General features: G+C 53.2%; 6 protein-coding genes and 1 tRNA gene. 5 read left to right on the forward strand and 2 right to left on the reverse strand.

Translation table 11 applies throughout. The annotated features are described in order from the left end of the window. Position 1: 1 nt before the first annotated feature. Together PHP98_02605 and PHP98_02610 are read right to left on the reverse strand one after the other, a co-directional pair. Positions 2–74: transfer RNA gene (locus PHP98_02605), tRNA-Thr, on the reverse strand. Positions 75–293: 219 nt separating this feature from the next. Next, a complete protein-coding gene (locus PHP98_02610) occupies positions 294–3,233 on the reverse strand; it encodes a hypothetical protein (GenBank protein ID MDD5482534.1) in 2,940 nt (979 codons plus the stop codon). A gap of 421 nt (positions 3,234–3,654) precedes the next feature. Here PHP98_02610 and PHP98_02615 point away from each other — a divergent pair, with 421 nt between their 5' ends. The 5 genes from PHP98_02615 to PHP98_02635 form a co-directional block, all read left to right on the forward strand. After that, positions 3,655–4,689 carry a hypothetical protein gene (locus PHP98_02615; GenBank protein ID MDD5482535.1) on the forward strand — a complete coding sequence of 345 codons (1,035 nt, stop codon included), beginning with the start codon at positions 3,655–3,657 and terminating at the stop codon, positions 4,687–4,689. A gap of 45 nt (positions 4,690–4,734) precedes the next feature. Then, complete coding sequence (locus tag PHP98_02620) at positions 4,735–5,754, forward strand: uroporphyrinogen decarboxylase family protein (protein ID MDD5482536.1); 1,020 nt, start codon at positions 4,735–4,737, stop codon at positions 5,752–5,754. A gap of 47 nt (positions 5,755–5,801) precedes the next feature. Continuing rightward, entirely contained in the window at positions 5,802–8,696 is a 2,895-nt protein-coding gene (locus PHP98_02625; protein ID MDD5482537.1) for a hypothetical protein, read from the forward strand. A 21-nt stretch (positions 8,697–8,717) separates the two neighbouring features. Beyond that, positions 8,718–9,191 carry a hypothetical protein gene (locus PHP98_02630; GenBank protein ID MDD5482538.1) on the forward strand — a complete coding sequence of 158 codons (474 nt, stop codon included), beginning with the start codon at positions 8,718–8,720 and terminating at the stop codon, positions 9,189–9,191. Positions 9,192–9,219: 28 nt separating this feature from the next. Beyond that, on the forward strand, positions 9,220–9,629 hold a 410-nt coding region (locus PHP98_02635; GenBank protein MDD5482539.1), incomplete at its 3' end, for a hypothetical protein.

The raw sequence follows: 9,629 nt of genomic DNA on the forward strand, positions 1-9,629 counted from the left end.
GAGCCAACGGTCGGAATCGAACCGACGACCCGCGCATTACGAATGCGCTGCTCTACCAGCTGAGCTACGTTGGCTGAAAATAAAAACAAACAATGTTATAGAATAATTTGAGAGTGTCAATAACAAAACCGGCCGGAACTTGCCTAAAAACGGGGCTTTTCCCGATTCCTTCGCCGCCCGCCGCGGCGGCGGCGGACAGGTCCGCGGCGGCGGGGATCTTCTCCGCAAAACTCACGTCTTTCGCCGGCGGGCAATGCCCGCTTGGGCGGAATCTATCGCGTAAAATATGCGGGTTAAAAGCGCGGCCGGCCGGATGCGTCGCTGAAGACCAGCCAGCCGTAATTGGCCGGATGCTGGTGGGCAAACAGCAGGCGATGCCTGGCCGGATAAGTCTTTGCCCACGAATTGATCGTCTTTTGTTTTGAAAGATAAAGCGAGACGTTCACCCGCATCCGCGGATTGGATTGCAATTGTCGCGCGGAAATTTTCAGGCAGGCGAAGGGAACCGCCAGGACGAACCGCCAGACGCCGCCTTGCTTTTTCACGGCGGTTTTCCAGCCGGGTTTTACGGAGGCAATGTAGCCGCCGTCAATGATAGCCGAGGCTTTTCCGTTTCTGGAGACATGGAAGGCGATGTGCGATCCAAGCCGCAAGGGTTCAAAAACAAAATGCACCGAGTCGTTTTCCGCATCCGGCCCGGCGTCCGGGGTTGTTTCGGACGGGCAGTCGGCGCAGATGTATACCGCGCGCCGGTCGCGGGCCGCGCGCCATGAAATTCCCGTTTTTTGGGCGCGGTCGGAAACAACCGGATCCATTTGAGTCCCATAGGATTCCCGTTTCCCGGGCAGCGAGACGCGTGGGGCCAGCCAGTGGCGGCATTCCGCCGCCGTCTGTCTTTCCCATCCGGGGCCGAAAGGGTATTTCAAAAGCGCGTTTCCATTCCCAACCGGCCGGCATTTATAAGCCTGGATGGAAGGCCCGCGGCCGATGTAGTCCTGGAAAAGGATTTCTCCGTTTTTAATCTTTTTGGCCACGCCCGGGAATTCCGTTTTTAACAGGCGCTGGAGTTGGTTGATGCGCCAGTTTATTCGGGAGGGATAATACTTGTATCCTTCCGCCTCGGAATGGAATCCGAGGCGGCGGTCCCGCCGGCAAAGTCGCAGCAGTGCCCGGTCGTTGGATATTTCGTCAACGACGATGCGTCGCATGGCCGCCAGAAGTTTGCGTTTTTGAGATGTTCCGCGCGCCGCGGCGAGCTTGTCGCGCAGCGAATAAAAGGAAAGGATATTGTATCCGCTGTCAAACTGCAGGTCCAGGGCCGCGGCGATCCCGATATCCAGTCGCCGCTCCCGGTTGCCGCGGAAGCGAGGTTCAAGGCGTTTGAGGATTTTCATTCCGCGGCGCCAGTCTTCGCGCATTTTTTTACAGAGCGCGAGGATTTCGCCGTAGTTGAAAAAAGAGCTAATACATTCGCCGACCTGGTCTCCGCTGGGTGGGTAACAGATTTGCCAGGTGGGCGCCAGGGGCAGGCGGCGCGGCTCAAGATACAGCGGCCAGACCGGGCCGTCATGCATCGGCCCGTAATACCCGAACACGTGTTCGGCCGGGTATTGCGAGTAGCCTTTCCGGAAATAATCCCAGGCGCGGGCGACTTCGGACGCGGATTCGCCCCAGTCGCGGCGGGCAAGCGTTAGGAGGAAATCGCGCTCGGTTTTTGGGAACGGGTTGAAAGCAAGCATTTCCGAAGCCTTTGTCATGAGGCAGGGGTAATTGCCGAAAAACCATCCCTGCATGGCTCCGCTCACGCCGAGTCTGCGCATCGCCTTGTATTTCCGGTAAATGAGCCCGGGCGCCGGAACATACTGAGTGGTGGCAACCTCATGCGAGCAGCTCGTCTGGAGTTTTGCGAAGATGCGGGTCCCGTTTTTGCGGGCCGCGCGGGCGCAGTCCGCGAAAAGCCTGCTCGGTCCGGTCCAGGAAAGCCAGTAATCCCAGAGCGGACGCGGTTTCCCGAGTTGCCTGGCCGTTCCCCCCGTTTCAAAATTATACTGCAGGATTACGTTTGGCGGCGCGTGGCCGGCGGCCTTAACCATCATTTTTTTGCCCCACAGGATCATTTGGCCGTAGGGCCATGCAATAAGTTCCGCGCCGGGCGAAACGGAATGCATGCCGCGTTCAAGCGCGGCCAGGGTGTCCGCCAGAACCGCCAGCGGGGTTCTTTTGGCGCAACGCGGGCAGTTGATAGGTTCCCCTTGCCGGTTTTCCGGGAGGAAAACGGAGTAACAATGCGTGATTCTTTCCCCGACCGGGATGAGGATGAGTCCGCCGAGCCCTGGCGCCAGCGTGAAAAGAACGCGCGCGGCTTCCTCAAGATAAGCCCGCCCCAATGCGGCGCTTGTGCAAAAAGCGAACTGTTTTGCGCCGCTGATCCTGGATTCGTGCCCCTTTAATTCGGGATGGGCTTTAAGCACGGGACTGTTATCCGGGAAAAAGGCCGGTTCAATGCAGAAGGGGTAGATTTTAATGCCGTAACGCGCGCATTGCCTGATGATCGCGCGCAGTTTAGTCAGCCGCCGTTCGGGATTCTGTCCGTATTCCGGAATGATTTTTGAAGGACAGATATCCTTGAATTTGATTGTCAACCAGAGCGCGTTGACGCCGTTGTGGGCCAGCCGGTTCAAATATCCTTCGGGGTAGTAATTGATGTTGTCATTCAATTCGTCCCGGCACTTGGGCGGGCGGTTGATGGGGCCGTAGAAACAGCGCGAGAGGCGCGTGCGCACGAAGGGTTTGCGTTTGACGGCGCCGAAGGGCAGCGCGCAGGCGCCGCGCGCGAGAATCTGGTCTTCAAGATAAACGAGTCCGCGGCGGATGCCCTCGGTGTCCGCCGCCAGCACGGCGATGCTGTTTTTTTCAACGGCGATGCGGTATTCCTCAAATACGGATGTTCTGGCGTGCGCGGTTATTATCCGGCAGGGGCCGCCGCCTTTCAGGCCGATTGATTTTAAAAAATCGTTGAAATCCGCGCAGGCTGTCCGAAGCAGTCCCCGGGGGTCCGGAAATTCGGCGATAAAATGCGCGCCGTTTCTGAAGTCAAGTTCATTTGGTTTCGGCCCGGCGCCGGACAATTTTACCGGAGCGTGAATCGGCCGCTGCAATTCCCTTTCAAAAGGCCATGAATCTTCGGGTGGTTGCGGGGGCGGGGCAGGGTAGCGAATGGGTGGAGTGCGCATGTTTTTTTATTTGGCGGCATTCTGTTCAATATTTATTTTGCGCCCAAAGGTTGGCGCATTTACGCTCGGCCTTTTCGTTTGGGGGGCCGCGCGCCGGCGGCAGAGCCGGCTCTCAAACCCCGTCTGCCGGAAACCTTTGCCTAAATTCAGAAAAAAATCAACAAAAAATCAGCTCCTCTTCTGTTCGCCGCCCGCAATCTTATGCCTTTCCGGGTCGGGTTAAACACCCCTTCTGTTGATTTTCAGGGACTTGTGATGTCGGGTATGTCCCGTTTTTGACACAAATGTCCGCTTTTTGACATTTATTTTGATTGTTTTTCGGGAAGAGCCGGGCTTAAATATTTGCAATAGTTTTCCGGAACAACATGACTTCAAAGGAAAGATTTCTGATAGCGCTTCGCAAATCGGGAAGGGAGATAACATGGAAAACCACGGAACGAGGCGCGGCATGACCGGGAACGTTTTGCGCTTAAAAGGCTGCGGATTGGTCAGGCCGCTCCTGGCGTCGGCATGCCTCTGCCTCTTTGCTTCGCTATCCTGCGGAGATTGCATGATGCCGGCAATGGAGTCGGCGCTGTATCCGCTTTTATCGCCCGGTAATATCCAGTCGCGCGCAACCGGGCCGTATGGGGACATGTTTGACGTGCTCACCAATGATGCGCGGCAGGAGACGTTGCAGGCCTACCGCGCGTTGATACTGGTGGGGGACGTGGACCTGGACGAGCGGAATCAGGCGGATAAGGCGCGGGAATCATGCATGTTTGCGAAACGGCTCATGGATTATGTTGAGAACGGCGGCACATTGATGATCAATGCCCGGCAAATCAGGGGAGGGGTGTTTTCGGATTCATTCCTGGGATGCAAAATAACAAGCGAGATGGGCGAAGGCCGGCTTGGCTACAGTCTGCTGGATGGCGCGGTTATAGCGGAAAACAAGACGTTCAGTTATCAGCGGCTTGAACCGAAGACGGCGGTTCCGCTGATTCTGCGGGCGGACGCCGACGGGAAGCGGGACGCGCTGGTTACGGCGAACAGATACGGAAAGGGGGTTGTCATCCTGACCGCGCCGGATTACATGAAGGAGCCGGGAAACAAGGGCGGGATGTTGGACATGTTCGCCAACTTGATGGAGCATATGCGGGACGAATTACTGCCGGTCCGGTGGGAAGGAAATGTGGAAGTTTTGGTGAACCGGAACAGCAGGGGTTGGGTGGTAACATTGATCAACAACGAAGGGGTGACCAAAAAGGGTGGACAGAAGGAAGAGATTGATGATACAAAGAAGGCCGACGTGCGGGTAACCTTGAACAAGGCGGCCGGCGGCCCGGAGGTGAAGGAAATCGCGGAATGGGTCAAGGGAGAAAAGCCGGAAATGCGGAAAACGGATGACGGGGCCGAAGTCAAAATCACGGTGCCGCCCGGCGATATCCGCATTCTTGAATTCCGGATGAATTAAAAAACGAGGGACAAGCAATTTTACACGGATACGGGATTTATGAAAATGAACGCGCTAGAACGTTTTCAGGCCATAATGAATTTCAAACCGTTTGATCGTCTTCCGGTTATTGAGTGGGCGGGCTGGTGGGATCAGACCCTTCAGCGCTGGTATCAGGAGGGGGCGCCGCAGGAATTGACGGATCGGTATGATATCTGTCGGCATTTCGGACTTGACATCTACCGGCAGGAGAAAAGCTTTTTTACCAGTTCGCATCCCGGCGTATCCAGCGGGCCTTTACCGTTGCCGGTTGCAACGGAAGGCGAATACGATAAAATCCGTCCGTATCTTTATCCGGCGGATGCGGTCGTGGATGCGAAGAAATGGGAGTATTTAGCGGAGGAGCGCCGCGCGGAGAGCAGCGTATTTTCTTTTAAAGTGCATGGTTTCTTCTGGCATCCGCGCTCATTGCTGGGAATAGAGCGCCATCTCTACGCTTTTTATGACCAGCCGGGGCTGATGCATCGGATCAACACCGATCAGGAGCAGATGCTCTCCCGCATTATTGATGAAGTGTGTCCGCTCTGCGCGCCGGACTACATGGTGTTTTCCGAGGATTTAAGTTACAATCATGGCCCAATGCTTTCGCAGGAGCTGTTTGAACAATTTATAGCGCCTTATTATGCCCGTATTATTCCGAAACTAAAAAAATACAACATCGTTCCTTTCGTTGATTCGGATGGGGATGTTTCAATTCCCGCGCACTGGTTCGAAAAAGCCGGGATAGAAGGCATTCTTCCATTGGAGCGGCAGGCCGGCGTGGATATAGCCAGGTTAAGGGAAGAACACTCCAAAATGCGGTTCATGGGGCACTTTGACAAGATGAAAATGAGCAAGGGCGAGGCGGCCATCCGCGCCGAGTTTGAACGATTGCTTCCCGCGGCGGCCAAGGGCGGGTTCATTATCAGTTGCGATCATCAGACCCCGCCGCAGGTTTCATACGCTGATTATCGGCTCTATGTTTCACTCTTTCATGAATATGCCCGGGAAGCCGGCCGCATGTCGCAAAATCAAGTCCACGTATAACCAATGGGATAACATTGAAAAGCGTAAACGGCTATGCCAACACAACAATGAAAAAATACACTATGTTCAAGCAGGTTTACAATCTTATTCCGGGACATCTTGTGAATGAACTGGCGAAAAAATCCGGCGTTGAGGAAAGGAGCCGGACGTTTTTGCCATGGATGGAGTCATTGAGGGAACATTTGAAACAAAGCGCAACAATCGTTAAAATGGGAATGGTTATATTTTCATTATGGATGACCTTGTTTTCAGCCGGCGCGGAACTGATAAGCGAGTGGAAATTTGACGGTGATTTAAAGGACAACGTCGGGAAGAACCATGGTAAATTTATCGGGAACGGCACGGAGCCGGCTTGGGCGCCGGACAGGTTGCATAACGATAGCAAGGCTTTGTCGCTGGCTGGCGGTTATGTTGATTGCGGCAATGATGGCGGCTTGAGCTTTGGCGACGGTAAAAAAGACCATGCGTTCACGATAGAGGCCTGGGTGAAAATGAATGAACGGTCCGGTTTTGTGATAGCATCCAAAAAGGGCGAATATTTGCTGATCAACAATAACCACTTGCGATTATACCTGTATGATGGCAATACGGGAAAATCAATACATAAATCCGGCGGTGATTTGCTGATGTATGAAAAGGAGTGGATACACCTTGCCACCGTTTATGATGGAAGCGGCGGCGTTGACGGCATTAAACATTATGTGAATGGACAACCGGCACACGCGTCGGGCCAATCGGAGGAGAAGGGTTACATCGCCATGCAAGCGAAAAACGGCTCGTTTTGCATTGGCGGACCGGCCGGCCAGGATAAAAACATTAATACAATTACGCAGGGAATGATGGATGAGGTCCGTGTTTATTGCCGCGCCCTGACCGCTGAAGAAGTGAGCGAACGATATAACCAAGTCCTGGAATTCCAAGCGGAAGTTTTTCAAAAATCACTGGAATTAATAGATATGTACAATGATTTGCGGCGGCTGCCCTTTCTTCGTCTTGCGGAAAAATTTTGCGCAGAATTGGAATTGACGGGAAAAAAATTGACGGATGATCTTCCCGGTTTCAGGGAAAAAATCAAAAGCGGAGACAAATCAGGCAAAGTGTTTTTCTCTTATCCTGAATTCAAAGCCGCGGAGAGAATAACAAACGCGAATCGCAGGTTGGAAAAGATATTGGCGCGGATAGAGGACGGCAGAGTGAAAGAAGGCGATCTTTATCTATCGTATGTTGTTGATGACCCTATGAGTGAAGATGTTAGAGGAATATTGCCTTTTTTGACCGCATTGATTCCCGGTGAAATTTCAGATGAAATCAAAATTGCGGCGTGCGCCGGCGAATACGAGCCGGCGAGTTTCGTGGTTACCGCGCTGGCGGACTTGAATTCCCTGCAAGTAACGGCGGGCGATCTTAAAATGCGGGAAACGCCGGCCGGCCGGTTTGATTGGTTCCGCCGGATTTTCAAAACAAAATCACAAGCCGGCGACATCATTCCGTCCTCCGCCATTGACGTTAAGCTGGTCAAATGCTGGTACCAGTCTGGCAATGCAGGGGAAGGCATAGATCAGGATAAGACCAAAAGGATGCTGATTCCCGAATTGCTGTTAAATGATGATTTGCTTGTGAAAGTTGATCATGAAAAGCGCGGTAATTATCTCCGGCTGAGTTTCCCGGAGGGCGAAAAATATATATGGGCAAGCGATCCGGCATGGGATGAAGAAATCGCGCGCAAAACACGCCCGAGATATCAAACCGTTGATAGATTGCCAATAAAGGACGCGCCCGTGCTACAGCCGGTGAATATACCGGCCGGTCGGAACCAGCAGTTCTGGATAACCGTTAAAGCGCCGGAAGACGCCAAGCCCGGCGTATATGAAGGTAAAATCAGCCTCTCAACGCCGGGAAAAGAACTGCGTCCTGTTTCGCTGAAATTAAGAGTGCTGCCGTTCAAACTTTCAAAGCCTTACTATACTTTCAGTATAGATTATCACGGCACGTTGTCGGAAGTCGGCACAATTTCATCGCGTTTCAAGTCGCGCCAGCAGTTTAAAAAAGACTTGGAGAATATGGTTGCGCACGGTCTGGATAATTGCCAGCATTACGGCGTTAAAAAAGAGATGCTGGGTGAAACGCTGGAAATACGCCGCGCGGCGGGGATGGATAACAAAACCCTGTATTTAAAACACACCATACCAGTCGGCAATCCGACGGAGACGGAAAAGCTGGAAGCGATAAAGAAAAACGTCCGCGACATTATTGAATTTGTGCGGCCTTATGGCGTCAAAACAGTTTATTTTTACGGCATGTGTGAAGTTCAAGGCGATAAATTAAAATCCCAACGCCTGGTTTGGGAAGCGGTGCGCACGGCGGGCGGGAAAATTTTTGTGGCCGGCGGCGGCGACAATGTCAAGATGATGGCTGATATTCAGGACCTGCACGTTCGTGCAGGTGCGCTTTCGGCGAAAGAGGCGGCGGAATGGCATTCGTACGGGCATAAAATATTCAGCTACGCCAATCCGCAATGCGGCGTGGAAAACCCTGAAATATACCGCCGCAATTTCGGGCTTCTTTTGTGGAAAAACGATTATGACGGCGCGGCGGACAACGCCTATCAGCATTCTTTTGGCTTCACGTGGAATGACTTTGATCATCCGCAATACAGAAGTCATAGCATGACTTATCCGGCCATGGACGGCCCCGTAAATACGATCCAATATGAAGGCTACCGCGAGGCGGCTGACGACGTGCGCTATGTTACCACCCTGCAGGAGATGATTGCGCCGGCGGAAAAATCCGGGTCAGCCGGGGCAAAAGAATCCGCGCGCGCCGCTAATGAATACCTTAAAAAGTTGAAAGAAAGCGAGCAAATAGACCGCGGCAACTTGAACGTGATCCGCCGGGAAATAATCGCGCATATTCTTAATTTATACAAGGAGCTTGAAAATTAATGCAGGAAATGGAGGTTGACGATGAAAAGATTATTGCTGGTTGCGATGGGGCTTTTGGTCGCGGCGGCATGTCCGGGCGCCACGCATTACGTGGTGACGAACAATTCCGTCAATCCCGCCGGAGTTGATCCCTACACGACCTGGGAAACGGCGGGCACAAATATCATAGATGTGGTCAAAGCCGCCATGACCAACACAGAACCAAGACTGGTAGTGGTCTCCAACGGCATATATTATCTGACGAACCATGTTTATGTGACCAACGCGATGACGATTAAAAGCGTTAATGGGTGCGGGGAGACGGTCGTAAATGGAGGATATGGCGTTACCACCTATGGCGGCTGCTTTTGTCTTGCCGCCTGCGGCATTACGCTGGATGGGTTTACAATAACCAATGGCGCCGCCCGGGATGGCGGCGGTATACATATTGGAACCAGTAACACGGTCGTTCAAAACTGCCTGATTACCGGGATGCATAGCCACCAATGCCGCTGATGATAATGCTCTGGGCGGCGGGGCTTGTGTGTTGGGCGGAATACTGCTCAATTGCGACATCATTGGAAATTTTAACTACAATAATGCGGGGGGGGGAGTGTACATCAGCGGGCTCACCTGCGTGGTCTCCAACTGTGTTATCGCAAATAACGGCGTCACCAATGGATGGCCGTCTAGCCCCGGCCGGGAAGTCCATGCCGGGGGAATGTACTTTCTCAATGGAACGGTTGTTAATTGTGATTTCCATGGCAACGGCACGTTTGGGGACGGCGCCGCTTCCGGCGCCATGCGAATAAGCGGCGGCGGAAACCCGACCGTGCGCAATTCGCTTTTCTATGACAATTACTGCAAGAATGTATTGAATGGGGCAATTCGCGTCTACAACGCTGGCGGAACGATTCAGAACTGCACGATCGCAAGCAACAGATGCGCGGGGAT

The sequence above is a fragment of the Kiritimatiellia bacterium genome (genome assembly GCA_028715905.1).
GTDB lineage: Bacteria > Verrucomicrobiota > Kiritimatiellia > JAAZAB01 > JAAZAB01 > JAQUQV01.

Bases quoted from the DNA above. Each gene is read 5' to 3' on its own strand.
- PHP98_02610 (MDD5482534.1), bottom strand. From the start codon at position 3,233: ATGCGCACTCCACCCATTCGCTACCCTGCCCCGCCCCCGCAACCACCC.
- PHP98_02615 (MDD5482535.1), top strand. From the start codon at position 3,655: ATGGAAAACCACGGAACGAGGCGCGGCATGACCGGGAACGTTTTGCGC.
- PHP98_02620 (MDD5482536.1), top strand. From the start codon at position 4,735: ATGAACGCGCTAGAACGTTTTCAGGCCATAATGAATTTCAAACCGTTT.
- PHP98_02625 (MDD5482537.1), top strand. From the start codon at position 5,802: ATGAAAAAATACACTATGTTCAAGCAGGTTTACAATCTTATTCCGGGA.
- PHP98_02630 (MDD5482538.1), top strand. From the start codon at position 8,718: ATGAAAAGATTATTGCTGGTTGCGATGGGGCTTTTGGTCGCGGCGGCA.